This is a genomic window from Candidatus Hydrogenedentota bacterium, assembly GCA_012730045.1.
GTDB lineage: Bacteria > Hydrogenedentota > Hydrogenedentia > Hydrogenedentales > CAITNO01 > JAAYBR01.
In genome coordinates this window covers 1-25,190 of sequence record JAAYBR010000046.1, presented here as the reverse complement: position 1 = coordinate 25,190, position 25,190 = coordinate 1, and the positions used below count along the sequence as shown (strand labels likewise).

Sequence of the window (25,190 nt, the reverse complement as noted above, 5' to 3'; positions counted from 1 at the left end):
AGGGGCTGCCCTACTGGCTGGAGGGGGACGACCGCTGGATCATTGACGGCGAACTGCGCATCCACGGCACGGGGTCCGAGGACTACTTCAACTGCGGGTGGTACGCGCTGAAGGGGCGGCTCAACGGCCCCGAGGCCCTGCCGTCGCACGGGTTCCCCGTCTACGGGATCGCCGATGGGACCATGCGCGCCGCCGCGTTCCGCTGGCACTACGGCGACCCGGTGCCCTTTGCCGGGTCCATGGACTTCGCCATCGAGCACGGCGAGGTCAACCGCCACATCGCCGACTACCGCAGCGCCGTCTACTGGTACGCCTGCCGCTGAGCGCGGCGCCGGGGACTTCCCAGCGCCCTACTCGACAGTTCCGGTGGCGGGGTCGTATTTCCATTCCCGGCCGGGCCAGGGGTGCGGGGGCACGCGCGGGAACCCCTTCTCCTTTGTCAGCTCCTCCAGGGAGCGGGGGAAGGCGTCGTGGGTGTTGCGGAACTCCTCCAGCCGCCGCCGCAGCACGCCGAGCTGGCGCGCCGTGTCCGCGTCGAGCAGGGTGGAGTTCATGGGGGTGGCGTCCGGGCCGAGGAGGTAGCGCCCGCCCAGGGGGTCGGGCGGGAGCGCCCCGGCGCGCTTGAAGGCGAGCAGGGCCTCCAGGGTCTCCGGGGGCGCCCCTTTGGCGGCCCGGTACTCGTCCACCCATTCCTCCATGGCGTGGAGGTTTCGGAGGATGGCCATTTCCTGGAGCTTGCGCTCCGCCAGCTCGCGCATGACCTTGTCGTCGCTCTCCAGCATGCGCCGCCACATGCCCTCCTCGAGGCCGCCGAGGTCCTGTTTCGCCTGGAACCGGGACGCCAGCTCGGCCACGAAGGCGGGGGGTCTGCCGGTGGCCACGGCCATGCCCATGTAGAAGGCCGTGAGTTTCTCCGCGTCAGGCGCGCCCTTGCGGTTGACGAGCTGGATGATGGCGGCCTCATAGGGGAGCTCCCAGGCGTCCGGCACCTCGACCATGCCCGCGTGGAGGAGGCGCATGGCCGCCTCCGAATCGGAGCGCAGGGCGGAGAGGAAGATGGCGCCGTAGCGGTAGACGTCCTTGAAGCGCGGGTCCAGGCTGACCGAGGTGAAGATCATCTGCTCCAGCCAGGTGAAGGCGCGGGCGCCGCGGTTCTCCAGGGCCGTGTACTGGACGCAGCGCAGCCAGAGCAGGTCGGCGATGACGGGGGCGAGCCCGGCTGTGAAATGGGTGAGCAGTTTCTCGTTGGGCAGGTAGAGCACCTCGTCGCGCAGGGGCGGGCGGAGCCGGTCCGCGGCGCGCTGCGCCGGGATGGTCGCGGCGTAGCACAAAGCGGCGGCGAGGAGCCAGAGGACCAGGGCGCGCCCGGGCCGCGCCGGGGCGGCGGGGCTCACAGGTCCTTCCTCTCGAAGGCGAGGCAGGCCAGGGCCAGCAGGGCGGCGGTGTAGAAGGCGCCGTAGAGGGCGGCCCAGCCGACATAGGCCCAGGACACGGCGACGCCGTTGGCCGCCTCGGACTGGAGGGTGAAGTTGGAGAGGTTGGGGATGACGTAGTAGGCGGCCTCCAGCACGCCCTTGGCGACGGTGCCGTTGAACTGCGGGGGGAGGTCGCGGAAGACGCCGGTGGCGTGGCCGAAGACGTAGGCGCAGAAGACGATGAGGGCGCCGAGGATGGGCGAGGTGGCGGCGGAGAGGAGGACGGCGAGGGCGGTGACCAGGGCGAGCTTCATGAAGGTGAGGAGCACGGCCTGGAGGAAGGAGGCGTCGGGCGCGCTTCCCAGCACGAGGAGGTAGGCGGCGCTGGCGGCGGCCATGGCCGCCAGGGTGACGGCGATGAGCGCCATGAGCCCGGCGTATTTGCCCAGGACGAACTCGTGGCGGCGCAGGGGCTGGGCGAGGAGGGTGTAGAGCGTCTTCTTGTCCATCTCCTTGTAGAGGAGGCTGGCGCCGATGAAGATGGAGATGAGGGCGCCGAAGACCGACATGGACGCGAGGCAGAAGTCGCGCACGATCTTGATGTCCTGCCCCACGCTGATCCAGCCCAGGGCCTTCGACCCAAGGATGGAGGTGGCCGCGAAGAGCAGCAGCACATAGAGCACCTTGTCCCGCACGGACTCGCGGAAGGTGTTGCCCGCGACAATCATCACGCGTCTCATGGCCTGGCCCCCCCGTCCGTTCCCGCATGCTGCATGCGGGTGAAGACATCCTCCAGCGACTCCTGCACCCGGCGGAACTCCAGCAGGCGGCCACCGCGCCGCAGGGCCTCGGCGGCGAGCGCGCCGGCGGCGTCCCCGTCCGCGGCGGTGAAGGTGTCCCCCTCGTCCCCGGCGCGGTGGCTGCCCGCCCGCGCCGCCAGGTCGGCGGCGTCCGCGCGGGAGAGCCCGGCGACGCGCAGCTCCGTGCGCTTCATGTCGCGCCCGGGCAGGTCGTCCATGCCGCCGGAGAAGACCAGCCGCCCCTCCACGAGGATGCCCACGCGGTCGCAGATCTCCTCCACGTCGCCGAGGACGTGGGAGCTGAAGAAGATGGTCTTGCCCTCCTCTTTGCGAAGGCGGACGATGAGTTCCCGGACCATGCGGCGGCCGAGGGGGTCCAGCCCGCTCATGGGCTCGTCGAGCACCAGCAGCGGCGGGTCGCCCACGAGGGCCACGGCGAAGCCGACGCGCTGGCGCATGCCCTTGGAGAAGCCGCGGATGCGGCGGTCTGCGACGCCGCCCAGGTCGAGCAGGTCCGCGGCGCGGTCCCACAGGGCCGCGATGGCCGCGTCGTCCATGCCGCGCAGGCGGCCGTAAAAGCGCATGGTCTCGCGCGGCGTGAGGTACTCGTAGAAGTAGGGCTGTTCGGGGAGGTAGCCCAGGGCCGCGCGCGCGTCGGGATCCCGGGCGGGTTTTCCAAAGAGGCGCGCCCCGCCCGCCGTGGGCTGGACCAGCCCGCACAGCATTTTGATGGTGGTGGTCTTGCCCGCGCCGTTGCGCCCGAGGAAGCCGTAGATCTCGCCGCTGTCCACGACGAGGTTCAAGTCCTGAACGGAGCGCACATCGCCGCGCCCCAGCGCCCGGTACGTTTTGCAGAGCCCGTTGGTGGTCACCGCATCCATAGGCCGCCATGCTCCCCGTGTTTGGCGCGGGACGGCGCCCCGCGTCACATTGTCCCCGCCGCGCCCCCGGCGTGCTCCCGGAAGGCGGGTTCATAGACGCTGTCTATCTGAAGGCCGTCCACGCCGCATTCTAGCATGCGTTTCACGTCCGCGCCACCCGCCCCGCGCCAGTCCCCGGCGCCGAGATAGTGGAAGGTGTTGATGCTGACGACCACTTTCAGCCCGAGGGCCTGGAAGGCCCGGACGGAGGGCCCGTCGAAGTCCTTTGCGTGGCCGAAGACGAAGCGGCCCGCCGGGGGGGTGCCCGCCGCGGCCTCCGGCGAGACGGCGCGCAGCGACCCGCCCGCCTTCTTGAAGCGCTCCGGGACGGCCCCCCTGCCGATGAACAGCGCGGTGTCCAGCAGCCCGTGCGCCGCGAGACACCGCTCAATGTCGGCGGCGAAGGCGGCCTCCAGCCCCTCCGGGCACTCCTTAATGTCGGGCATCAGGGCGATGCGCCCCGCGCTGCGCGCGCAGAACGTCTCGAAGTCCGGCACCTTTTCCACGGGTGCCAGGGCGCGCAGCTCGTCGAGGGTCAGCTCCCCCGCGGCGCGGGGGGATCCCGCCGCGCGGCGCAGGCGGTCGTCGTGCAGGCAGACGGCGCGCCCGTCGCGGGTGCAGCGCAGGTCCACCTCGATGTGGGTGTATCCCCGGCGGATGGTCTCCTCCAGCGAGGCGAGGCTGTTCTCGGGGATCGTCTCCGTGACCACGCCCCGGTGGGCGGCGAGGATGCGGTTCCCGGCCGTCATGGGCGGCGGCGTGTCGCCGCCCGGGGCGGCGGCGCACAGCAGGCACAGGGCCGCCAGGGCCGTCTGCGGGGTCTTCCAGTGGGTCCGGTGCCCGTCCATGCCGCCCCCTATTCCAGCGGCAGCATCACCGCGCCGGTGCAGAGTTTGGGGAAGAAGTAGGTGGACTTCTGCGGCATGGGCTCGCCCGCCTCGGCGCACGCGCGGATCTGCGCCGGCGGCGTCGCCCCCACCAGAAAGGCCAGCGCCGCGCCGCCCTCCTCCACCGCCGCGCGCGCCTCGTCGGGGCGCTGGGCGAAACGGCAGGCCAGGTCCGCGGGCAGGCCCAGAATCCGCTCAAACACGCCCCGGTGCAGCAGGGCCACGTCCAGGTCGCGCCAGGCGGGGCCGCGGTCCTCGCCGAGGAGCGCCGTCCGGTCGCCCGTGAACTTCAGCAGCAGCGGGGCCTCGCCGCGCGCGAACATCACAAACGCGCCCTCCCCGGCGCGGCGCAGGGCCGTGGCCGGGTCGCCGGGAACCTCGGACAGGTCAAACCACGGGGCCAGTGCGGCGCGGACGCCCGCCGTGTCCAGCGGGCACGCCGGCACGATGCGGTGCGTGGCGTGCACCTCGAGGCCGGAGTCCTCAAAGGCCACGAACCCCGCGAGGGCGTGGTCAAAGGGCTGGGTGCCCGGCGCGGCGCCCGTTTTCGCGCGCATCTCGTCGCGATAGGCGCAGGCCGTGCGGAAGCGGTGGTGCCCGTCGGCGATGTAGAGGGTCTGGTCCGCGAGGAAGGGGGCCACGGCAGGGTCCGGGTCCACGCGCCACAGCTCCTGGCGCACCCCTTCAAAGGTGGTCGCCGCCAGGTCCGGCGGCGTGTCGTTCATCCGGCCCAGAAACTCCTCCAGCGCCCCGGCGGGGTCGGAGTACAGCAGGAAGACCGCACCGAGGCTGGTGCGGGTGGCCCGCGTCAGGGACAGCCGGTCCTCAAAGGGCTTGTCGAAGGTGCGTTCGTGGCCCAGAATGCGCCGTTCGCCCGCCTCGGGCAGCCTCACCGCCGCGAAGAAGGCGCGCCGCACACGCAGCCGCCCCTCCAGGTCGTTGAAGGTCTGCCGCAGCAGATAGTGCGATGGGGCGGGGTCCTGTTTCAGCGCGCCCGACGCGCGCCAGCCGCCAAAAACCGCCGCGGCGCAGTCATAGGGCGACTCCCCCGCCGGGCCCGGCTTCGGCAGAATGACGTGGGTCATGTTCAGGGGGCTGTCCGCCGCCAGGCGGTCGCGCTGCTCCGGCGAGATCACGTCGTAGGGTGGCGTGATCACCGCGTCGAGGCAGCCCGCCACGGCGGGGTCGAAACGGAGACCGCAAAACGGTTTGACTTCAGGCATGGCTCTGTCCTCTCAGCGGCGGGCGGGGACCCCGATACCCTGCAGCCCGGTTCCGGCCCTGGTGTGAATCCGCGTTGTGCGGCGCCGCCACCCGGCCATTGTACCCCGTCTGCGGGGGGAGCTGGCAACACCCGGGCCCCGATGACGCTTCGAGAGGACCGCGGCCCAGTGTCCCCCCCCGGTGGGTGCGCATGATTTCCGCCTCTCCTGTGCCTTCCCTGACGGCGGGAAGGCAGCCGCTTTGTCAGGAGCCGCTCGTCAGCGGGTGCGGATGAAGGGACCAAGCCTCCTGGTGAGGCAGCGGTCGCGCCCGGATGCCGGACCTTTCCCAGCGGGGGGCCATCGCATAATTGAACCCGGGGCGGGATTTGTACATAATAGGCGGGTTTGTGCCCGGGGGGTGCGTTCTGTCCCCGGGGCGGTCCCCCGCCTGGCGCCTTTCCGGGCGCGCAGCGGGGGGGTGGTGCTTTTCCCAAGAACCCATGCCGGACATCCGACGGCAGCAACGCTGTTCAGCAGCAACCGGCCCCGGAATTCCCGGGGGCGGCAGGTGGAGCGCGCGCGATGGCAAGACCGATGAAGACAGTGGACGGAAACGAGGCGGTGGCCCGGGTGGCCTTCCTGGCGAGCGAGGTTGCGGCGATCTACCCGATCACCCCGTCGTCGGCCATGGGCGAATGGGCCGACGAGTGGGCGGCCAAGGGCGAGAAGAACATCTGGGGCACCATTCCGCTGGTGGTGGAGATGCAGAGCGAGGCGGGGGCGGCCGGGGCGGTGCACGGCGCGCTGCAGGCGGGCTCGCTGACGACGACCTACACGGCGTCGCAGGGGCTGCTGCTGATGATCCCGAACATGTTCAAGATCGCGGGCGAGCTGACGCCGGCGGTGATCCATGTGACGGCGCGGGCGGTGGCGACGCACGCCCTGTCCATTTTCGGGGACCACAGCGACGTGATGGCGGTGCGCAACACGGGGTTCGCGATGCTGGCGTCGAACTCGCCGCAGGAGGCGCAGGACCTGGCGCTGATCGCCCACGCGGCGACGCTGAAGGCGCGGATCCCCTTCGTGCACTTCTTCGACGGGTTCCGCACGTCGCACGAGGTGGCGAAGATCGAGCAGGTGCTGGCGGAGGACGTGCGGGCGATGATTGACGAGGACCTGGTGCTGGCGCACCGCGCGCGGGCGCTGAACCCGGAGCGCCCGGTGCTGCGCGGCTCGGCGCAGAACCCCGACGTGTTCTTCCAGGCGCGCGAGGCGTGCAACCCGTTCTATAACGCGTGCGCGGGCATCGTCCAGGAGACGATGGACGCCTTTGCGGCGCTGGTGGGCCGGTCCTACCACCTGTTTGACTATGTGGGCGCGCCGGACGCCGAGCGCGTCATCGTGCTGATGGGGTCGGGCGCGGACGCGGCCGACGAGACCGTCAGCCGCCTGGCCGCCGAGGGCGGCGAGAAGGTGGGCGTGCTCAAGGTGCGCCTGTTCCGCCCCTTCTCCGTCAAGCATTTCGTGGCGGCGCTTCCGAAGACCGTGAAGGCCCTGGCGGTCCTCGACCGGACCAAGGAGCCGGGCGCGGCGGGCGAGCCGCTGTACATGGACGTGGTGACGGCGCTGGCCGAGTCCATGGCCGACGGGACAATGCCCTTCCCGGCGATCCCGCGGGTGGTCGGCGGCCGCTACGGCCTGTCGTCCAAGGAGTTTACCCCGGCGATGGTGAAGGCGGTCTTCGACGAGCTGAAGAAGGGCGCGCCGAAGAACCACTTCACCGTGGGGATCACGGACGACGTGACGCACACGAGCCTGGAGGTGGACAAGACCTTCTCCACGGAGGACCCCTCGACGGTGCGGGCCGTGTTCTACGGCCTGGGCTCCGACGGCACCGTGGGCGCGAACAAGAACTCGATCAAGATCATCGGCGAGGACGCGGGGCTGTGCGCCCAGGGCTACTTCGTGTACGACTCGAAGAAGTCGGGGTCCATGACGACGTCCCACCTGCGCTTCGGGCCGAACCCGATCAAGTCCAGCTACCTCATCACGCGGGCGAACTTCGTGGCGTGCCACCAGTTCACGCTGATGGAGAAGATGGACCTGCTCTACCTGGCGGAGGAGGGGGCGACCTTCCTGGTGAACAGCATTTACGGCCCGGACGAGCTGTGGGACCACCTCAGCCGCACGGCGCAGCGCCACATCGTCGAGAAGAGGATCAAGCTGTACACGATCAACGGCTACGCGGTGGCCGCGGACGCGGGCATGGGCAGCCGGATCAACACGGTGATGCAGGTGTGCTTCTTCGCCATCAGCAACATCCTGCCGCGCGACAAGGCCATTGACGCGATCAAGGCCGCGATCAAGAAGACCTACGGCAAGCGGGGCGAGTCGGTCGTGCAGAAGAACTGGGCGGCCGTGGACATGGCCCTGGAGAACCTGCACGAGGTGGCGGTGCCCGCCGGGGTCACCAGCGCCTTCGACCTGAGCGACCCGGTGCCCGCGAACGCGCCGGCCTTCCTGCACGAGTTCACGGCGGAGATCATCCGCGACCGGGGCAACGACATGCCGGTCAGCAAGATGCCCGTGGACGGCACCTTCCCCACGGCGACGACGCAGTGGGAGAAGCGGAACATCGCGCTGGAGATTCCCGCGTGGGACCCCGACACGTGCATCCAGTGCGGCAAGTGCTCCCTGGTCTGCCCGCACGGCGTGATCCGGGGCAAGATCGTGGCCGAGTCCGCGCTGGCGGGCGCGCCCGGGGGCTTCCAGTCCGCCAAGGCCAAGTGGAAGGAGTTTGAGGGCCAGCGCTTCGTGCTCCAGATCGCGCCCGAGGACTGCACGGGCTGCACGCTGTGCGTGCAGACCTGCCCGGCGAAGAACAAGAGCGAGGTCAAGCTGAAGGCCATCAACATGGTCCAGCAGGAGCCCATCCGCGCGCGCGAGCGCGCCTGCTGGGACTTCTTCCTGTCCCTGCCCGAGACGGACCGTGACCGGGTGAACCACGGGCTGGTGAAGGACGTGCAGCTGCTGCGGCCGCTGTTTGAGTTCTCCGGCGCCTGCGCCGGCTGCGGCGAGACCCCCTACATCAAGCTCGTCTCGCAGCTTTTCGGCGACCGCGCCTACATCGGCAACGCCACCGGCTGCTCCTCCATCTACGGCGGCAACCTGCCCACGACGCCGTGGGCCGTGAACGCCGAGGGCCGCGGCCCGGCGTGGTGCAACTCGCTCTTCGAGGACAACGCCGAGTTCGGCCTGGGCATGCGCGTCACCATTGACAAGCAGCAGGGGTTCGCCCTGGAGCTGGTGAAGCGGCTTGAGCCGGTCATCGGCGGCGAGTTTGCCGGCGCCCTGCTCGCGGCGGACCAGTCCACCGAGGCCGGCATCAACGCGCAGCGGGCGCGGGTGGCCGAACTGAAGAAGAAGCTGGCGGGCGCGGCGGCCCCGGAGGCGAAGACGCTGCTGGGCGTGGCGGACTTCCTGGTGCGCAAGAGCGTGTGGATCTTCGGCGGGGACGGCTGGGCCTACGACATCGGCTACGGCGGGCTGGACCACGTGGTGGCGTCGGGCCGCAACGTGAACATTCTCGTGCTCGACACGGAGGTGTACTCCAACACGGGCGGCCAGTGCTCCAAGTCCACGCCGCGCGCGGCGGTGGCCAAGTTCGCCGCGGCCGGCAAGCCGACGGGCAAGAAGGACCTGACGCTGATGGCGATGACCTACGGGACCGCGTACGTTGCGCGGGTGGCCCTGGGCGCGAACGACGGCCACACGGTGAAGACCCTGCTGGAGGCCGAGGCCTACGACGGCCCGTCGCTCATTGTGGCGTACAGCCACTGCATCGCCCACGGCTACAACCTGTCCATGGGGCTGGAGCAGCAGAAGGCGGCGGTGCAGTCGGGGCACTTCCCGCTGTTCCGGTACAACCCCGCCTTGGCGGCGCAGGGGAAGAACCCCTTCCAGCTCGACTCGAAGGACCCGAGCATGCCTCTTGAGCAGTACATCTACAACGAGACCCGCTTCAAGATGCTGTCCCTGAGCCAGCCCGAGTCGGCCAAGCGCCTGCTGGACGCGGCCCAGGGCGACGTCGAGACGCGGTGGAGGCTCTACCAGTACCTGGCCGCCATGCCCGGAAACGGCGGCGCGGCCAAACCGGCCCAGGCCGAGTAACCACAACTTGGGACAACCCCCGCCGCGCCCCCGGGCCGGCGGCAGAAGGAATAGACAGATGGACCTCTCGACAACCTACCTGGGCCTGAACCTGAAGAACCCGATCGTCGTGTCCCCCTCGCCCATCAGCGAGAAGCTGGACAACATCCGCAAGCTCGAGGACGCGGGTGCGGCGGCCATCGTGCTCCACTCGCTTTTCGAGGAGCAGATCGCCTTCCAGAGCCAGGAGCTGAACGCCAACCTCCAGCAGGGGGAGCTCTCCAGCCCGGAGGCGATGACCTACTTCCCCGACCTGGAGGACTACAAGATGGGGCCCGAGGGCTACCTCGGCCACATCCGGCAGGCCAAGGAGGCCACCGGCATCCCCATCATCGCCAGCCTCAACGGCGTGTCCGCCGGCGGCTGGGTGGAGTACGCCCGCGAGATGCAGCAGGCCGGCGCCGACGCCGTCGAGCTGAACGTCTACTACGTGCCCACCAACCCCGGCATGACCGGCGCCCAGGTCGAGGACATGTACGTTGACCTCGTGAAGACCGTCAAGGCCGCCGTGACGGTCCCCGTGGCCGTGAAGATCGGGCCGTACTTCAGCTCCATGGCCAACATGGCGCGGCGGCTGAGCGAGGCCGGGGCCGACGCCCTGGTCATGTTCAACCGCTTCTACCAGCCCGACCTCGACCTGGAGAAGCTCGAGGTCAAGCCGGACCTGGTGCTCAGCGACTCCGCCGCCCTGCGCCTGCGCCTGCGGTGGGTGGCCATCCTCTTCGGCCACATCTCCGCCGACATGGCCGTGACCGGCGGCGTGCACACCGGGGCCGACGCGCTCAAGTGCATGATGGCCGGCGCCAAGGCCGCCATGACGACCTCGGCCCTCCTCAAGCGCGGCCCCGGCCACCTGCGCGTCATGCTCGAGGGCATGGCGAAGTGGATGGAGGAGAACGACTACGCCTCCGTCGCCCAGATGCAGGGCGCCATGAGCCAGAAGAACTGCGCCGAGCCCGCCGCCTTTGAGCGCGCCAACTACATGAAGATCCTCACCAGCTACGTCGCCCAGCCCCCCGCCCCCGGGGTGTGAGCGCGGCAACGTCCCCCTTTTCCCTCCCCGCCGCGGCGGTTGCGCCGCGGCGGGGAGGGCTGTTTTTCAGGAAGATCGCGGGGCGGGGATTCGCCGGAGCGAACAGGGAAATGTTCCGGGGCGGCCGACGCGGCGGGGAGCGCCCAAAGACAAGGCCGGCGGGACGCCGGTGCCACGGCACGGACCCGCGCGCCGCAATTCCGCACCGCCGGCGTCCCGCCGGCCTCGTCTTCCCCCCGTCGGCCGCTTAGAGGAACTCCTCCAAGGGCAGGCGGACCGGCTGGCCGGTCTCGTAGCAGCGCAGCGACGCGAACACGATGGAGTGCGTGAGCACGGCGTCCGCCAGGCTGCAATGGGACTCGCGGCCGTTCAGGACGCAGTCCACGAAGTGGTCCATCTCGCCCTGGAAGGGGTGGTGGGACACGTCGGCGCTCTCGGGGAGGATCGTGGGGATCTCCACCCAGCCGCGCTGGCCGGGGAACTTGTGCGACCAGACCCGGTTGTCCCTGATCGTGCCGCGCGTGCCGAAGACCTCCACGGGGAGCATGTAGGGCATGACGCAGCCGTAGTTCGTCGAGACCTTGCTCAGGGCGCCGTTGGAATAGCGGACCAGCGCCACCTCCAGGTCGTCATACTCCAGCGGCGGCGCGGGCTTCCACGCGTTCTTGAAGTAGTCGTACTCCACCTCCTTCCCCTTGCGCCAGCCCCCGCTGTACGCGAAGACCTCCACGGGCACCGCCGCCCTGTCCGGGTCCTTGTCGGCGAACCAGCGCGCGGCGTCAATGGCGTGGCACCCCGCCACCAGCGCGGCGCTCACGCCCAGCGCCTTCGTGCGGCCCTCGCCGTAGCCCGTCCACCAGCTCGCAATGTCATGCTGGTAGTCCGCCTCCGTGTAATACACATCGCCGATGGCGTCGTCCGCGATGAGGGCCTTCACCGTCTCAAACATCGGGTTCCACCGCAGCACAAAGCTGACCACCGTCCTCACCCCCGCCTTCGTCACGGCGTCCAGCATGGCCCGCATCTCCGCCGGCGTGTTCGCCGCCGGTTTCTCGATGACGATGTGCTTCCCCGCCTCCGCGGCGGCCACCACATTGTCCGCGTGGTGCTGCTGCGGCGTGCACACCGACACAATGTCCACCCCCTCATGCGCCAGGGCCTTCTCATAGTCCGTGTACAGCGCCACCCCCTCCAGCCCCGCCTCCTCCGCCCGCGCGCGGCAGCTCTCCATCCGCCGGCTCGAAATCGCCACCACCCGCGTGTGCGGGTTGTTCTTGAACGCCTTGATGTGCTCCCCCGCCACCCATCCCGCGCCATGCACCAGCACGCCCAGCTTCCGGTCCGACATCCCGTGATCCTCCACGTTGCCGCGGGCCGCACCACCGCGCCCGCGCGCCGCTCCCCCGATTATGGCGGAGCGCCCCCCCGCAAGACAAGCGGGGGGATGGACGGGATGGACAGAATGGACGGGATGGACGGGATGGACGGGATGGACGGGATGGACGGGATGGACGAACCAGGACGCGCGCGGAGGGCGCGCCTTCCGTGTGGTCCGTGTGGTCCGTGGTTCGCCGGTCACTTCGCCTGGAAGGTGATCTTCAGGGCGTAGGCGTGGTCGCAGGGCTTTTCCTTGGGCAGGTTCACCCGGAGCCCCTTGTCGTTCTGCTTGAACTTGAGGGGCTTGGGCGCGCCGAGGAGGGTGACTTCGGCGACGTTGCCGTCGGAGAACGACAGGGAGTCAATGTGCGCGACGCGCTTTTTGGGCCAGGCGAGGAGCACGGCGTAGAGCGCGCCGTCCTTGGTGGTGAACCGGATGTCCGCGGGGGTGAAGGCCTTCTTCTTGCCGTCGGTGAAGTAGCCGTCGGTGACCTTGGTGGGGCCCTCGCCGTAGACCCTCCACGGGCGGGTGCCGTAGACCGCCTCGCCGTTCACCTCCAGCCATTTTCCGATGTCCAGGAGCATCTCCTGTTCCGGCTCGGGGATGGTGCCGTCGGGGCGCGGGCCGATGTTGAGCAGGAGGGCGCCGTTCTTGCTGACGATGTCCACGAGGTCCTGGACGAGGGAGGTGACGGTCCTGTAGCGCTGTTTCTCGACGTAGCCCCAGGAGTTGAGGGAGACGGAGGTGTCGGTCTGCCAGAAGGGCTGGCGGATTTCGGCGAGCTGGCCGCGCTCGATGTCCCACACGGCGGCCTTGACGGGGAAGGAATCGTATTTGTAGTTGATGGCGACGCCGCGGTTCCCGGCGGTGCCCTGGTTGTAGTAGTAGGCGGCGAAGCGCTGGAGGTAGGGCTGGAAGCAGGGCTGCCCGATCCACCAGTCAAACCAGACGAGCTGGGGCTGGTACTTGTCCACCAGCTCGCAGGTGCGCAGGAGCCAGTCGTCGAGGAAGGCGGCGTCGGGCGTGGACTCCTTCTCCGGCTGGGCGGGGCCGTAGAGCCCGGCAAAGGCGGGGTCGTTCACGTCGGAGTCGAAGGCGCGGCCGCCGTCGAAGAACCACCAGTGCTCGGCGCGGTGGCTGGACAGGCCGAAGATGAGGCCCTCCTTGCGCACGGCGGCGGCGAGCTCGCCGACGACGTCGCGCTTGGGCCCCATTTTGGCGGCGGTCCAGTCGGAGTAGGAGCAGTCATACATGGCGAAGCCGTCGTGGTGCTCCGCCACGGGGACGATGTACTTCGCCCCGGCCTTCCGGAAGAGCTCCGCCCAGGCGGCGGGGTCGTAGTGGGCCGCCGTCAGCCCGGGGATGAAGTCCTTGTAGCCGAAGGTCTTCTGCGGGCCGTGGGTCTTGACGTGGTGGCGGAACTCGGGCGAGTCCCCGCGGTACATGTTGCGCGGGTACCACTCGTTGCCGAAAGCGGGCACGGAGTAGACGCCCCAGTGGATGAAGATGCCGAATTTCGCGTCGAGGTACCAGTCGGGGACGGTGTAGGTCTCCAGCGAGTTCCATGCGGGCTGGAAGGGCCCTGCCGCCGCGCCCCGGTCAATGGCGGCCAGCGCCTCCGCGCGCCGCGCGGCGTCGTCCTGCGCCCAGGCGCCCGCGGCGCACAGCATCCCCAGAACGGCGCACAGCGCCCCCGTCCTCCATCCCGAACCATGCTCCAGCACGCCCAGTTTCCGGTCTGCCATCCCGCGATCCTCCAGATTGCCGCAGGCCGCCCGTCGCGCCCGCGCGCCGTCCCCCGATTATGGCCGCGCGCGCCCCCGCAAGACAAGCGGCGGGATGGACGGGATGGACAGGATGGACTATATGGACAGGATGGACGGGATGGACGAACCAGAACGCGCGCGGAGCGCCCGGATTGCCTTCGGGGGGGCATTTGCCATAATGACGACTCAACGGGACGCCGCGCGGGGGGTGCGCGGTTTCCGGCGGGAGCATCCATGCCCTTGAAGAGCGAGTGGAAAAAGAACCTGCTGCTGGTGTTCGGGTCGGTGGCGGTGGTGTTCTGCGCGTGCCTCGCCGGGGACCGGCTGCTGGGCCGCTGGGTGATGCGCCCGGCGCCGCGCGGCACGATGGAGCTGATCTTTCCGCCGAACGCGGAACAGACCTTCGGCTTTCTGGAGTTCACCTACACGGCCCGCATCAACTCGCTGGGCCTGCGCGAGCGTGAGCTGTCGCCGGACCCGAAGACCTTCCGTATCGCCGCCATCGGCGACTCGTACACCTACGGATGGGGCGTGGCGGCGGAGGAAACCTGGCTGCGCCGGCTGGAGGACGCCCTGCGCGCCAAGGGCTGGCGCGTGGAGACGGTGAACCTGGGCAAGCCCGGCGCGGGGCCGCCGTTTTACGCGGAGCTGGCGGAGAAGGCCATCCCGCTGATCCGGCCGGACCTGGTGCTGGTCTGCGTGACCCAGGGCAACGACCTGAACGCCTCGGGGGACGACGAGGGCGCCCCCGCCGCCGCGCCGCGGAGCCGCGCGGCGGTTCTCGCGCGGGCGCTGTTCCCCAACACCATGCGGATGATCCGCGACCTGCGCGTCGAGCGGATGGGCGACACGCGGAGACAGGAGATGCCGCCGCAGACAAGCACGGCGGAGGACAACCGCCGCTGGCAGGAAAACACGGCCCGCGACTTCCACGAGAAGATGACGCCCGAGGAGCGCGCCCGCTTCGACGCCATGGACCCCCGGGTGAGGGACGCGTTTTTCGCGGGCACCTTCAACCCGTACATGGTGGACCTCGCCCTGAAAAACCCGCGCATTTACAGCCTGCCCATGAACATGGAGGACCCGTGGATCAAGACGCGGGTGGACAACCTGGCGGGATACCTCGGCCGCATCCGCCGCGCGGCGGAGGAGTACGGTGCCATGACCGCGGTCCTCAGCGTGCCCGACGGCCCCTATGTCAACAAGCCCGCGTTCGAGGGCGTGGCGAAGGTCGGCTACATCCCCGACGCCGAGTGGATGACCGCCCAAAACGCCGACGAGGGCATCCGCCGCGCCGCCGCGAAGGCGGAGCTGCCGTTCTTCACCGCCAGCCCGGCCTTCACGGCGCGGGAGACCGAGCCCGACCTCTTCTATGAGCTGGACGGCCACCTCACCCCGAAGGGCCACGCCCTCTACGCCGAGGGGATCGCGCCGGAAATCGAGCGCCTGATCGCCCCGGCCGTCCCTCGCGAGGGCGGCACATGACGGCACCCGAAGCCCCGCCCGCCGTCGCCGCCCCGAAGCGGCGCGTGCTCGTGCCCGTGCTGGCCGTGGTGCTGCCCGTGGCGCTGTTGTTCGGCGTCCTTGAGGGCGCGGCGCGGGTCCGGGAAATCTGGGTGCCGCCGCTGGTGGTGGACCTGGGCCAGGGCTTCGACCCGTCCAGCCGCCTCTTCGTGCCCGACCCCTCCGACGCCTCCATGATGATCACCAACCCCGAGAAGACGGTGTCGTTCCAGACGCAGCGCTTCGCGCGGGGCAAGCCGCCGCGCACCCTGCGCGTGTTCGCGCTGGGCGGGTCGTCGGTGAACTACCTCGACTACGAGTTTCCCCTGCTCGCGGAGCACGGCGTGCCCCTGGCCGATGTGGAGGCCGCCGTCACCGCCGCCGAACCCCACGGCGTCCCCGGCGAGACCCTCTTCAACGACCACTGCCACCTGAATCCCGCCGGCAACGCGCTCCTCGCCCGAACGTATGAAAAGGAAATCCTCCGCGCCCTCGGCGCGGGGAAGTGACCCGGGGGCCTACTCCCCGGCGGGGCCGAGAACGTGTTCCGCCTCGGCGTGGACCGCGTCGAACAGCGCCTCCAGGGCCGGGCTGCACCCGCGCAGGCCCGCGGCCACCTCGCCGCACCACGCAACGTATTCGCGCCGCCGCGCGGTGGACCATTTGGCGGGCGGGGTGTGGACCAGGGCCTTCACGTTCGATATCTTGTCCGCCAGCTTGATCTGGCGCGCGCCGGGGGAGAGGTGCGGCGCGTGGACGATCTGGAGGCGCTTCCGCTCCGCCTTGGGCAGGCCGTTGTCGTCCGTCACTTCGGCGACCATGCCCCGCACCTCCGCGCCGAACAGCGCCTCCACCTCGTCGAAGGTGGTTTCCGTGTCCTCCACCGTGTCGTGCAGGAGCGCCGCGATGAGGACCGCGGGATCCGCCACGCCGCCGACGCGGGCCAGCAGCTCCGCCACCTCGATGGGGTGGTTGATGTAGGGCGAGGCCCCGGCGTCCTTGCGGCGCTGGTCCCGGTGTTTCAAAGCGGCGAAATGCAGGGCGGTGAGAATGTCCGCGATCATGGGGCCTCCGGCGGTTTCGGCATCGGGGGAACGCGCAAGAGCATGGCGCACGGCCGCGCGAAATTCAAGCCCGGCGGGGGGCAGGGAGAGGGAACCACCGATGAACACCGATGAACACCGATAAAGAGTCAGGGGGGCGGGGGTCGGGCGCGGACCGGCGCCGTGCCGGAAACGTAGACGCGGCATCTTGCCGCGTTCTTGGGGTTTTCGTTGGCTCAAGAACGCGCCAAGAGGACGCGTCCACTTTGCGGGCGTTCTCGCCGACTTACTTTCTCAGCGGCGAAGCAACGTCCTCTCTTGCCCGGAATGCCCCAAACGCGTTCGACCCCCTCTCCGGCGGTCAGGGGAAATCAGCGGAGGTTGCATTCCCCCGCCGGGCGGGGATAGGGTATGCGCACGGACGGTGACTGAGGGAGAGCTTCAGGCGTGAAAAAGTGGCTGTTCCGGTTGGCCGCGGGGGCTTTTGTGCTCCTGCTTGCGCTGTGGACCGTCGCCGGGTACGTCGGCGTGGAAAAACTCCTCTTCGAGTGGGACGGGCCGTCGTCCCGCGAAGACCCCGCCGCCTTTGAGGGCTTCCCGGTGGAGCCGGTCACCCTGACCACGAAGGACGGCGTGAGCATCTCGGCGTGGCATGTGAACGCCGGGGGCGACCGCGCCGTGGCGCTGTTCCACGGCATCGGCCCCGACCGCGGGCAGATGTCCGGGACGGCGAAATGCTACCTGGAGCAGGGGGTTTCCGTGCTGCTGGCCGACCTGCGCCGCCACGGGAAAAGCGGCTACGCCCCCACGTATCTCGGCCTGACGGAGCGCTTTGACGTGTGCGCCGCCGTGGATTTTCTCCGGGCGCGCTACGCCCGCGTCGGGGCGCATGGATTCTCCCTGGGCGCGGCCTCCGTGGCCTTCGCCCTGCGCGAGCGGAAGGACTTCGACTTCGTCGTCCTCGCCTCGTCCTACGACACGGCCCGCAACGCGCTGTATGACCGGCTGGACGTGGTCGGCGCCCCCCACTGGCTCGCCGCGCCCTTCATCCTCATCGCCCAGTGGCGGCTCGGCGTCACGATGGAAGACCTGCGCCCCCTGGAGTGCATGCCCTACGCGGCGGCCCCCACGCTCATCCTCGGCGGCGACAGCGAGCAGATTCTGAAGAAGGAGGAGACGGAGGAGCTGTTCCGCCGCTGCGCCGCGGCCAAGAAGCGGGTCCACATCTTCCGGGGCGGGCGTCACGAGGCCATTTCGGGGGACAAGGAGGAGTTCAAGACCGTGCTCACCCAGTTCCTCCAGGACGCCCTGTCGGCGGGGTGACGCGGGACCGAAAGAACACCCCCGCCCGGCGGCCTGTCCGCCGCGGGCGGGGGAAAATGATGTGGGTTGTTCCGCGCCGGGGCGCGGGCGGGGGTTAGTCCTGGCTGATCGCCTGCGTCGGGCACACGTCCACGCACGCGCCGCAATCCGCGCACTCATCCTCTTTCACCTTCGCCTTGCCCTCGTCCGTCATTTCAATCGCGTTCGTGGGGCATTCGTCCACGCAGTCGCCGCACCCCGCGCACAGATCCCAGTCAACTTTCGCAGGCATGTCTTACTCTCCTTGTTGGCCTTTCACGGACCCGCGCCGTTCCGGCGTCCTGCCTTTGCGCGCGCTCCGTCGGTGTTATGTGGATACTCCGAAAGCCGCAATTCGCGTCCGGACGGCGCATTATGCCATATTTCGGCCGGAAAACGGTAATTTCGGGGTCGCGGCCCACCGCGTCCGGGAAATTTGACCCCAAGAAACGGAAAAAGGTTCCAGGAAAGGGCCCCGCGTGGGAAAAGCGCCGCGTCGGCACGGAACACCCCGTATTCCCGCCGCGGCGTGTCTGCGCAATGTGGACGCGGCTTCCAGCCGCGTTCTTTGGGGTTGGCGAAAGTCCCGGAAGAAAGCGGCTGGAAGCCGCTTCTGCGTTGGGGGGGGCAGACATGCGTGGTCCCCCGCCATTGCGCGCCCCCGGGCGGCGTGTATACACTTCCCGCATGACCGATGCGACGCCACAGGAAGGGCCGCTGTCTTTCCGCGAGGGGCACGGGATGAAATTTCTCCTGCTCGACGCGGTCTATCTCCTCCTCGTCATGGGGTGGACCGTTGTCCTGCCCCCCATGGGCCGGGACTATTCCCTGTTCGGCGTACCGCTCCCGGACATGCTGCTGACTTGGTGGCGGCTGCCGGGCGGGGAGTCCCTGCCAGCGCCGGTTTACCATGTCGTGGCCCTGCTGCTTCTCTACCTCTGCATGGTCCTCGTGTTCTTCCTGACACGGCTGGCCACACGCGGGCCGTGGTGGCTGGGTTCCGTGGCCGCTGTGGTCTTCATGGCGCATCCGGTGAAGGCCGAGGCCGCGCTGATGCTGTCCGGGGTGACGCGGGAGCTCCTTTTCACCGCCGCGGCTCTCGGAGGATTGTTGATGCACGTCGCGAGGCCGCGTCCGCTGTCGTTCTTGCGGACGGCGGCTTGGGACATGGCCGCTGTCGGGCTTCTCATGGTCGGCGCCGTGGGCGGCTTAAGCATCTTCGCGTTTGGCCCGGGGGTGCTGCTTCTGCCGTTCCTTTGGGACGCGCTCGTCGTTCCCCGCAGCGAACGCGGCGGCAGCCGTCTGGCACGCCCCCTGCTCGTTGTGCTGCTGACATGCAGCGCCTGTGTGTCGCTGATGTGGGCCGGTTCCTATGGCAGAATCCCAACTCCCTCCGAGGTGCTGTTCTTCTGCGCGCATCCTTTTGCGGTGATGGGGCTGCTGCTGTACCCCCTGGGGATCCTCCCGGAAACGCGGGCCGTTGTGTTGGAATATTCTGAAGCGGCCGCGGCAGCCTTCCTCGCCGCGGGAGTGATCGGCTTGTGGGCCGTTCACCGCCTCACGAACCGGACGGTGCTGCTGGGCCTGCTGTCCGTGGGACTGATTTGCCTCTGGGACGGTGTGTTTTACGTGTTGTTCCCCGCATCCCCCTTCGAGGGGTTCGTCAAGGGTTCGTGTCCTTTCCCGTTTTATCCGGTGGACCCGGTGCATTTCGCGAACGGCGGACGGCTGACGCTGGCGACGGCGTTTATGGGGATTGCGGCGGCGGGGGTCTTTGCGGCGCTTCTGCGGCATCCGCGGTGGCGGAAGCCGGCGGTGGCGCTGAGCACGGCGCTGTGTGTGGGGCTGATGGTCCTGCACGGGATCGTGAACCTCCAGTGGGTGTCGGCGGGGCAGCGGCTGCGGGAGTTCCGGCGGACGGCGGAGGCGCTGGCCGCGCAGCATCCGGGGGAGACGTTGGTGGTGGCGCCGGACATCGGATACGCGGGTTTCGCACCCCTGTCCTATGCCGGGAGTGTCTCAGAGAACACGCCCTTCGGCCGTGCGCTGGACGTGCGGGCCCTGGCGTGGTGCGATGTGGAGTATCCCGCCGCGAAGGTGACGGTGACGGAGTACAGCCCGGACGGTTTCGCCTTCACGGTGACGCAGCCGTACCCGCCCGACGTGCGGACGGCTTACGCGGTGGAGGCGGCCTCCGCGCCGCCCGCGCCGCCGCGCGTGGGGCTGTTTGACCTGCGCCCGCGGGTCTTCTATGCGCCCAAGAAGGCGCACGCGTTCTCGTTCCAGCCCGCGGACGTCCCCTTTCCGGCGGTGCGGATTCCGCTGCCGGGCGAGGCCCCGCCGGAGAAGGCCGCCCCATGAAGCCTTTCCGCAAGCGCACCTATGCCGGGCCCGGGGACTTCTTCGCCGACCTGCGCTTCCTTGCGGCGAACCGCCGCGCCCTGAACCGGCTCATGCGCGCGGGCAACCCCGCGGGGAACACGGCGGACCGGTTCCTTTACTGGGTGTCACGGGGGCGTTTGGGCGGGGACTGACCCCGCGGAGGAGACCAGGGACATGGCAAAGGCAAAGGCGAAGGCGAAACCCGAGGAGGCGCCGCGCGCCGCGGCGTGGTTCTGCGCGGTGTGGAGCGGCAACGGCGGGCCCGCGGAGATCGTGCCGGCGGACAGCCTGGCCGTGCCCGCCGAGGCGGAGGGTTTCCTGTGGGTGGACGTGGAGCGTCCCGGCCCGGAGGACACCGCCCGGCTCAGGGAGCTGTTCGGGTTCCACCCCCTCGCGCTGGAGGACGTGCTGAACGACCGCGGCCTGCCCAAGCAGGAGACCTACGGCGGCACGCTGTTCACGGTCATGTCCGCCCTCTCCGGGAAGGAGACGGCCGACGGCACGCCGGCCACGGTGAACGTGGGGCTGTTCCTGCGCGAGCGGCTGCTGGTCACCTGCCACTCGCGGCCCCTGGCCTGCGTGGACGAGGTGCGGCGCATGATGTCCGACCGGGACCTGCTCGACCACCACACGCCGGACTACCTGTACTACCTGCTGCTGGACGGGATCATTGACGAGTACCTCACGCGGGCGGAGAAGCTGGAGACGAAGATTGACACCATCGAGGAGGAGGTCTTCCAGCCGCGCCTGCGGCGGAAGAGCGACCCGCGCCGCGTGATCTACGAGGTCCGCCGCCAGCTCTCGCGGCTGGGGCAGCTCATGCTCACCAAGGAGGAGACCCTGCGCGCGCTGGTGCTGCGCGACTACCCGCAGATCCGGCCCGAGACGCGCACCCATCTGCGCGACGTGCTGGACCACGTGCTGCGCGCGCGCGACCACCTCACCATGATGCGCGAGCTGCTGACCGCCCTCATGGAGTCCCACCTGTCCCGCCTCTCCATGCGCCTCGAGGAGAGCATGAAACTCCTCACCATCATCGGCACCATCATGCTGCCCCTCAGTTTCCTGACCGGCATCTGGGGCATGAACTTCCGGTACCTGCCCGGCCTCGACTGGCCCCACAGCTTCCCCGTGCTTTGCGGGTTCATGGTGGCGCTGGTCGCGGTCATGCTCGCGGTCTTCCGGCGCATGCGGCTCTTCTGACCGTGACCGCCGGATAAGACATCGCGAGAACCGGGGCGGAGGCGGGCGTTTTGGGCATCCCGGAGGGATGCAAGACATTAGCCGGTGGTTGAGCGCAGCGATACCACCGGACGGCAGGCTCCCTCTCTTTTTGAGGAACCCCGGCAGGGGTTCAGGACGCGTCGGTTCCCGTTACCCCAGCGTCCCGCACCCCTGACGGGGTGCCAAGAAAATGGGAAGGACCCCTTTCCCGGTGGTATCGCTGCGCTCAACCACCGGCCAATGGCCCTCACCCCTCCGGGGTGAAGAGGTAGAGGACGTCCGTATCCATAGCGTCATGGACAGAATCCCCGCCTCCGGGCGGTCAGGGGCGGGAATGTCGGTGAAGAAAGGCCGCTCCAATGGCGTCGGCGGTCCCGGCTGTTCTGTGGAGTGCGGTGGCAGAGCGCAGCGGCGACACCGCTTTCCGAGGCGATCACCCATGTCATACCCCTCCCGGAGGCCCTTTCCCGAAAAACCAAAGCGGCGTCGTTGCCGCCGCACTCCAAAGGGCGCCGCTTGCCGCGCCCTCTTCCTTTGCAGCACGGCCGCCTGGCCCGCGCTTGTTTGTTTTTGTCCCTTTGTGTAGAATGGCCCCAGCCAACGGCTGGGAGATGCGGTCATGGAAAACATGCTGACGGTCGAGGAGGTCGCCGAAATCCTCAAGGTGAAGCCCATCACGGTGCGCCAGATGTACCGAGAAAAGCGCCTGCGCGCCTTCAAAATCGGCAAGTCCTGGCGCACCACGCAGTCCATCCTGGAGGAGGACATCGCCTGCCTCAGCCGCGGCGAGAAGCCGCCCGAACTGCCCGCCCAGGCCGCCTTCGGCCCCGCCGCCAAACCCGGCGCCAAGCGCGGACGCAAGCCCCGCGCCGCGCAGGGGTCCGCCCCCGCCGCGCCGGCGGCGGTGCGGGAGGATCCGGTCACGGCGCCCGCCGCCCCGGCGGCGGTGGAGGAGGCGCCGCAGGACGCGCCCCCGGCGGACGACGCCGCGCCGAAGGAAAAGCGCCGCCGCCAAAAAACGCAGGAGCCGCAGGACGACGAGCAGCCCATGCTGTTCTAGAACGTTGCGAATGAGCCATGGCCGTTGGCGCGCGGGCCATTCCGGCTTCCCCTCCGGGGACATCAGAACCCCGCGGTGGACGCTACTCCGCCCCGTCCTCGGCGTCGGCGGGGGAGGCGGGGCGTACGGGCCACTCGTTCTGCGGGGCCAGGGGGAAGAGGAACTCCATCTGCTGGCGGCGGATGAAGTGGTAGCGCTTGAGGAGGCGCATGGTCTGGAGGGTCTGCGAGGGGGCGTAGTTCCCCTGCACGCTGAGGCGGTTGAGGATTTCGCCGAGGATCATGGGGAACTCGGCGACGTGGTCCATGCCGTAGCCCTGGAGCAGCTCGATGGCGCGCTGGCGCGGCTTGGGCGACGCGGAGAGCTCGGAGATGACCAGCACGGTCTGGAAGTCCGGCGCGCCGAAGACGTTCTCGGCCAGGGCGCGCACCTCGGGCGACGCCACGCGCCCGAGGATGGGGTTGGACTCGACGACGGAGGCGTAGAAGCGGTCGCCGTGCCACGCGCGCACCTCGACCACGGCGCGCCGGAGGGCGGTCACCTGCCCCGGCTGGAGCACGAAGTCCGGCGTGACCGCCGCTTCGGGGTGCGACTGCTCCACGAAGAGGAGGGAGGTGTTCTCCGGAGACTCGGACAGCTCCTCGTGGCGCCAGTGGGGCAGCACATAGAAGCGGTTCAGCTCGAAGAACTCGCGGACGAGCTGCATGTTGAGGTCGCTCACGGCCGGTCCCTTTCCGCGTCGCCGCCCGCCTCGCCGAGGAGCCACTTGGCGCGCTGGCTGCCGGGTTTCAGCTCCAGGATGCGCTCCGCGGCGGCGCGGGCGCCGTCGGGGTCGCCCATTTTCCGGTGGCACCACCCCATGCCGGCGAGGATGTCCACCAGGTCGAACTCCTCATTGTAGACCCGGCACCGGCGGCCGGGCTCCATGCACCGCTCGGCCTCGGCGTAGTTTTCCAGGGCGCGGGCGAAGTCGCCCGTGAGGGTGTATATCTGGCCGCGCAGGAAATAGCCCTCCGGCGCGTCGGGGTTCGTCTCGATCAGCTTGTCAAGCTGCGCGTCCGCCGTGTAGAGATGGTTCGACGCCGCCTGGTCCAGTTTCATCGCGTGGGCGGCGCGCCCGGCGAGGTAATGGGACTCGAAGGGCTCCGCGCCCGTTCCCGCAACACGTTCCGCGAGACCGAAGGCCGTGTCCCAGTGCCGCTGCTGGAAGGCGATGTAGCCGAGGCCGAGGGCGGCGCGGGGCGTGTCGGGCTTTTCATCGAGGACGGCGGCGAAGGCGGCGGAAGCGCGGTCATGCAGCCCGGACTTCAGGAAAGCGTAGCCCAGCTCCACGCGGGCGAGGGCCATCCTGGGCGTGATGGTGAGGGCGCGCTCCAGGGAGGAGACGGCCTCGGGCACGCGGCCCAGTCGGAGCCAGCAGCGCCCGAGCTGGTACCACGCCGCGGCGAAGGCGCCGTCCAGCGTGGTGGCCTTCTGGAAATGGGCGACGGCCTTCTCGAAGTCGCCCTTCATGGCCGCCGTGAGGCCCTCGTCGTAGTAGCTTTCCGCGTTCTCTCCGCCAAACAGCATCGGGGGTCTCCGTGGTTTGCCGTTCCGCGCCTACAACAGCGTCTCCAGGGCCGCGCGCGCCAGGCCGGGGGAAATGTCCGTCCGGTGGACGACCGTCCCCATGCCCGACGGCACGATAAACTTCAGCGTGCCCGCGCGGGCCTTCTTGTCGTGCTTCATGGCCGCCAGCGTCTCCTCCAGCGGCATCTCGGGCCAGCGCACCGGCAGGCCGAAGGCCGCGCAGCAGGCGCGCTGCCGCCCGGCGAAGGCCGCGTCCACCAGCCCCAGCAGGCGGCCCAGCTCCCCGGCGGCGCACATGCCGAGGGCCACGGCCTCGCCGTGGAGGAACCGGGCGTAGCCGCTGGCGGTCTCGATGGCGTGGCCGAAGGTGTGGCCGTAGTTCAGGTTGGCGCGCAGGCCCTGCTCCCGCTCGTCGGCGGCGACCACGGCGGCCTTGATCTCGCACGACCGCACCACGGGCACGCGCAGGGCGCCGAGGTCCTTGGCGAGAATCCGCGCGGCGTTCGCCTCCAGATACGCGAAGAGGTCCGCGTCCGCAATGACGCCGTGCTTGATGACCTCCGCCATGCCCGCCCGCAGCTCGCGGTCCGGCAGGGTGGACAGCATGGACAGGTCAATGAACACGCCGTCCGGCTGGTGGAACGCGCCGATCGTGTTCTTGCCCAGCGGGTGGTTCACGCCGGTCTTGCCGCCGACGCTTGAGTCCACCTGCGCCACGATGGTCGTGGGCACCTGCACAAAGGGGACTCCGCGCATGAAGACCGACGCGGCGAAGCCCGCAATATCTCCCGTGACCCCGCCGCCCAGGGCGACAACCAGCCCGGCGCGGTCCATGCCCGCCTCCAGAAAAGCGCCGCAAATCTCCCCCACCCGGTCCAGCCGCTTGCTCTCCTCGCCCGCCGGGAGCACGTGGACCACGCAGGCCTTCCCCGCCGCGCGCACGCGGTCCAGCACGGCGTCCGCGTACAGGGGGGCCACGTGGGCGTCCGTCACCAGCCCCACCAGCCCCTTCGGGGCGTGGTCCGACGCGAGATGCGCGCCCAGCCGGTCCAGGGCGTCCGGCCCGATATGGATGTCATACGCCCGCGCGCCCAGGGGCACACGCACGGTCGTCGAAGCACACTCCGCCATGGTCATCTCCGGGGCGCCCGCGCGCCCGTGTCCCCGCATTCTATGCACCCGCCCCGCACCCGCGCAACACGGGCCGCGGAAAGGGCCGCCGGAACAGGCGCACCCTTTCTTGCACGGCTTGTCCGGCCAGGGCAATCGCACTAAAATGCGCCTTGAAAAACCGCCTGCAAACGGCATGAACGTCCCTCGGTCTGTGATTCCGTCTTTGTTGTCCCAACGGGACATCCGCCTATAGCCCAGGGCAGGCCGCCGCCCAAAGGGCCAAGCCTGCCCTGGGGAGGAGGAACCCTCCAACACATGGCCTGAAAGGGCATCCGAAATTTT

Annotated in this window: 22 protein-coding genes; 10 read left to right on the top strand and 12 right to left on the bottom strand. The window is 69.5% G+C overall.

Features of this window, described 5'->3' with window-relative positions:
• The coding region (locus GXY15_04725; protein ID NLV40517.1) for a DUF2961 domain-containing protein at nucleotides 1-323 on the top strand (323 nt) is incomplete at its 5' end.
• Between the two features lie 27 nt (nucleotides 324-350).
• On the opposite strand, the gene GXY15_04720 is transcribed toward GXY15_04725, so the two are convergent.
• From GXY15_04720 to GXY15_04700, 5 genes are read right to left on the bottom strand one after another with little or no spacing between them, the layout of a single operon-like run.
• A complete protein-coding gene (locus GXY15_04720; GenBank protein NLV40516.1) occupies nucleotides 351-1,394 on the bottom strand; it encodes a hypothetical protein in 1,044 nt (347 codons plus the stop codon).
• Nucleotides 1,391-2,155, bottom strand: coding sequence for an ABC transporter permease subunit (locus GXY15_04715; GenBank protein NLV40515.1), 765 nt, complete (start codon nucleotides 2,153-2,155; stop codon nucleotides 1,391-1,393). The genes GXY15_04720 and GXY15_04715 overlap by 4 nt, the downstream gene beginning before the upstream one ends.
• Nucleotides 2,152-3,096: an ABC transporter ATP-binding protein gene (locus tag GXY15_04710; protein ID NLV40514.1), complete on the bottom strand. Its 945-nt coding sequence runs from the start codon at nucleotides 3,094-3,096 to the stop codon at nucleotides 2,152-2,154. Before GXY15_04710 ends, GXY15_04715 begins: the two co-directional genes overlap by 4 nt.
• Before the next feature lie 44 nt (nucleotides 3,097-3,140).
• The gene (locus GXY15_04705; GenBank protein ID NLV40513.1) at nucleotides 3,141-3,983 is read right to left on the bottom strand and encodes a hypothetical protein; all 843 of its coding nucleotides are present in this window, start codon (nucleotides 3,981-3,983) and stop codon (nucleotides 3,141-3,143) included.
• Between the two features lie 8 nt (nucleotides 3,984-3,991).
• The gene (locus GXY15_04700; protein NLV40512.1) at nucleotides 3,992-5,245 is read right to left on the bottom strand and encodes a DUF1015 domain-containing protein; all 1,254 of its coding nucleotides are present in this window, start codon (nucleotides 5,243-5,245) and stop codon (nucleotides 3,992-3,994) included.
• Between the two features lie 564 nt (nucleotides 5,246-5,809).
• Here GXY15_04700 and nifJ point away from each other — a divergent pair.
• Nucleotides 5,810-9,397 carry a pyruvate:ferredoxin (flavodoxin) oxidoreductase gene (nifJ, locus tag GXY15_04695; protein NLV40511.1) on the top strand — a complete coding sequence of 1,196 codons (3,588 nt, stop codon included), beginning with the start codon at nucleotides 5,810-5,812 and terminating at the stop codon, nucleotides 9,395-9,397.
• Nucleotides 9,398-9,455: 58 nt separating this feature from the next.
• Entirely contained in the window at nucleotides 9,456-10,469 is a 1,014-nt protein-coding gene (locus GXY15_04690) for a dihydroorotate dehydrogenase-like protein (GenBank protein ID NLV40510.1), read from the top strand.
• Between the two features lie 247 nt (nucleotides 10,470-10,716).
• Here the strand turns inward: GXY15_04690 and GXY15_04685 are convergent, their stop codons facing one another.
• Both GXY15_04685 and GXY15_04680 read right to left on the bottom strand, forming a co-directional pair.
• Complete coding sequence (locus GXY15_04685; protein ID NLV40509.1) at nucleotides 10,717-11,817, bottom strand: Gfo/Idh/MocA family oxidoreductase; 1,101 nt, start codon at nucleotides 11,815-11,817, stop codon at nucleotides 10,717-10,719.
• A 227-nt stretch (nucleotides 11,818-12,044) separates the two neighbouring features.
• Nucleotides 12,045-13,592, bottom strand: a complete 1,548-nt coding sequence (locus GXY15_04680; protein NLV40508.1) for an alpha-L-fucosidase — start codon at nucleotides 13,590-13,592, stop codon at nucleotides 12,045-12,047.
• A gap of 255 nt (nucleotides 13,593-13,847) precedes the next feature.
• Between GXY15_04680 and GXY15_04675 the strand changes: the two genes are divergently transcribed.
• Both GXY15_04675 and GXY15_04670 read left to right on the top strand, forming a co-directional pair.
• Entirely contained in the window at nucleotides 13,848-15,098 is a 1,251-nt protein-coding gene (locus GXY15_04675; GenBank protein ID NLV40507.1) for a hypothetical protein, read from the top strand.
• On the top strand, nucleotides 15,095-15,625 hold the full coding sequence (locus GXY15_04670; GenBank protein NLV40506.1) for a hypothetical protein: 531 nt from the start codon (nucleotides 15,095-15,097) through the stop codon (nucleotides 15,623-15,625). The genes GXY15_04675 and GXY15_04670 overlap by 4 nt, the downstream gene beginning before the upstream one ends.
• Nucleotides 15,626-15,634: 9 nt before the next feature.
• Here the strand turns inward: GXY15_04670 and GXY15_04665 are convergent, their stop codons facing one another.
• On the bottom strand, nucleotides 15,635-16,180 hold the full coding sequence (locus GXY15_04665; protein ID NLV40505.1) for an HD domain-containing protein: 546 nt from the start codon (nucleotides 16,178-16,180) through the stop codon (nucleotides 15,635-15,637).
• 426 nt (nucleotides 16,181-16,606) lie between these two features.
• On the opposite strand from GXY15_04665, the gene GXY15_04660 reads away from it, so the two are divergent.
• Entirely contained in the window at nucleotides 16,607-17,482 is an 876-nt protein-coding gene (locus GXY15_04660; protein ID NLV40504.1) for a hypothetical protein, read from the top strand.
• Nucleotides 17,483-17,576: 94 nt separating this feature from the next.
• On the opposite strand, the gene GXY15_04655 is transcribed toward GXY15_04660, so the two are convergent.
• A complete protein-coding gene (locus tag GXY15_04655) occupies nucleotides 17,577-17,753 on the bottom strand; it encodes a 4Fe-4S binding protein (protein ID NLV40503.1) in 177 nt (58 codons plus the stop codon).
• Between the two features lie 488 nt (nucleotides 17,754-18,241).
• Here GXY15_04655 and GXY15_04650 point away from each other — a divergent pair, with 488 nt between their 5' ends.
• From GXY15_04650 to GXY15_04635, 4 genes are all read left to right on the top strand, one after another.
• Nucleotides 18,242-19,861, top strand: a complete 1,620-nt coding sequence (locus tag GXY15_04650; protein ID NLV40502.1) for a hypothetical protein — start codon at nucleotides 18,242-18,244, stop codon at nucleotides 19,859-19,861.
• Nucleotides 19,858-20,034 (top strand): hypothetical protein, encoded by a 177-nt coding sequence (locus GXY15_04645; GenBank protein NLV40501.1) that lies wholly within the window; start codon nucleotides 19,858-19,860, stop codon nucleotides 20,032-20,034. Before GXY15_04650 ends, GXY15_04645 begins: the two co-directional genes overlap by 4 nt.
• A 22-nt stretch (nucleotides 20,035-20,056) precedes the next feature.
• Nucleotides 20,057-21,085, top strand: a complete 1,029-nt coding sequence (locus tag GXY15_04640) for a magnesium transporter CorA family protein (protein ID NLV40500.1) — start codon at nucleotides 20,057-20,059, stop codon at nucleotides 21,083-21,085.
• 640 nt (nucleotides 21,086-21,725) lie between these two features.
• Complete coding sequence (locus GXY15_04635; protein ID NLV40499.1) at nucleotides 21,726-22,166, top strand: helix-turn-helix domain-containing protein; 441 nt, start codon at nucleotides 21,726-21,728, stop codon at nucleotides 22,164-22,166.
• A gap of 82 nt (nucleotides 22,167-22,248) precedes the next feature.
• Here the strand turns inward: GXY15_04635 and GXY15_04630 are convergent, their stop codons facing one another.
• Genes GXY15_04630 through aroB form a run of 3 tightly spaced genes read right to left on the bottom strand, consistent with a single transcriptional unit; the run spans nucleotide 22,249 to nucleotide 24,866 of the window.
• Nucleotides 22,249-22,887, bottom strand: a complete 639-nt coding sequence (locus GXY15_04630) for a hypothetical protein (protein ID NLV40498.1) — start codon at nucleotides 22,885-22,887, stop codon at nucleotides 22,249-22,251.
• Nucleotides 22,884-23,735, bottom strand: coding sequence for a tetratricopeptide repeat protein (locus tag GXY15_04625; protein NLV40497.1), 852 nt, complete (start codon nucleotides 23,733-23,735; stop codon nucleotides 22,884-22,886). The genes GXY15_04630 and GXY15_04625 overlap by 4 nt, the downstream gene beginning before the upstream one ends.
• A 30-nt stretch (nucleotides 23,736-23,765) precedes the next feature.
• On the bottom strand, nucleotides 23,766-24,866 hold the full coding sequence (gene aroB / locus GXY15_04620) for a 3-dehydroquinate synthase (protein NLV40496.1): 1,101 nt from the start codon (nucleotides 24,864-24,866) through the stop codon (nucleotides 23,766-23,768).
• Nucleotides 24,867-25,190 lie beyond the last annotated feature (324 nt).